This is a genomic window from Xanthomonas sp. SHU 308, assembly GCF_000364645.1.
Lineage (GTDB): Bacteria > Pseudomonadota > Gammaproteobacteria > Xanthomonadales > Xanthomonadaceae > Xanthomonas_A > Xanthomonas_A sontii.
Genome location: NZ_AQOK01000474.1, coordinates 1 through 1,470 on the forward strand (window position 1 = coordinate 1; position 1,470 = coordinate 1,470).

2 protein-coding genes are annotated in these 1,470 nt (G+C 71.9%); both read left to right on the forward strand.

Features of this window, described 5'->3' with window-relative positions; translation table 11 throughout:
- A partial coding sequence (locus D588_RS0114700) for an SDR family oxidoreductase (protein WP_017916523.1) occupies window positions 1-664 on the forward strand: 664 nt, incomplete at its 5' end.
- A 124-nt stretch (window positions 665-788) separates the two neighbouring features.
- A partial coding sequence (bioC, locus tag D588_RS0114705) for a malonyl-ACP O-methyltransferase BioC (protein ID WP_017916524.1) occupies window positions 789-1,470 on the forward strand: 682 nt, incomplete at its 3' end.

Here is a 1,470-nt window from a genome sequence, read left to right on the forward strand (position 1 = left end):
CCAGGCCGGGCTCGATGCGGCCGCGGCGCAGCTGCGCGCGCTCGACGGCGGTGGCGAGGTGATCGCGGTGGCGGCGGACATCGCCACCGAGACCGGACGCGCCGCTGCACTGGCCGCCTGCCCGCAGGTCGACATCCTGATCAACAACGCCGGCGGGCCGCCGCCCGGCGATTTCCGCGACTGGGAACGCGAGGACTGGCTGCGCGCGCTCGACGCCAACATGCTGGCGCCGATCGCATTGATCCGCGCCACCGTCGATGCGATGCAGGCGCGCGGCTTCGGCCGCATCGTCAACATCACCTCGGCCGCGGTGAAGGCGCCGATCGACAGCCTGGGGCTGTCCAACGGCGCGCGGGCGGGCCTTACCGGCTTCGTCGCCGGGCTGGCGCGGCGCACGGTGGCGCACAACGTGACCATCAACAACCTGCTGCCGGGGCAGTTCGACACCGACCGGCTGCGCGGCAACATCGCCCACGCCGCGCAGCGCGAGGGCATCGATCCCGCCGACCTGGCCGAACGCAAGCGCCGGCAGATTCCGGCCGGGCGCTTCGGCACCGCGGAAGAATTCGGTGCGGCCTGCGCCTTCCTGTGCAGCGCGCAGGCCGGCTACCTGAGCGGGCAGAACCTGCTGCTGGATGGCGGCAGCTATCCGGGGACATTCTGAAGAGCCGGGATTGGGGATTCGGGAGTGGGGATTGGTAAGCCGAGATGCGCCGCGCGCGCGTAGAACGCGGTGATGCGGGCGCCACCGCTGGCCGCGGCACGACGCGGGCGGCGATAATGCGCGGATGGATCCTTCCGCGTTCGACTCCCAGCACATCCGCCGCGCGTTCGCGCGTGCCGCCGCCAGTTACGATGCCGCCGCGGCGCTGCAGCGCGAGGTGCAGGGGCGCTTGCTGGAATCGCTGGACTACCTCGGCGACCGCGTCCCGCAGGTGGTGCTGGACGTGGGCAGCGGTCCGGCGCATGCCGCCGCGGCGATGAAGAAGCGCTGGCCACGCGCACAGGTGATCGCGCTCGACCAGGCGCTGCCGATGCTGCAGCAGGCCAAGCGCCAGGCCGGCTGGTGGAAGCCGTTCGGCCGCGTCTGCGCCGATGCGCGCGCGCTGCCGCTGGCCGAGCACAGCGTCGATGTGATCTTCAGCAATCTGTGCCTGCAGTGGGTCGAGGACCTGCCGGCGGTGTTCGCCGGATTCCGCCGCGTGCTGCGCCCCGGCGGCCTGCTACTGTGTTCCAGCTTCGGCCCGGACACCCTGATCGAACTGCGCGAGGCCTTCGCCCAGGCCGACCGGACCACGCCGCACGTGAGCCGCTTCGCGCCGATCGCGCAGTTCGGCGATGCGCTGATGCTGTCGGGCTTCCGCGATCCGGTGCTGGACCGCGACGTGTTCAACCTGACCTATCCGGACCTTGCCGCGCTGATGCGCGAACTGCGCGCGATCGGCGCCACCAACGCGCTGCAGGCGCGCC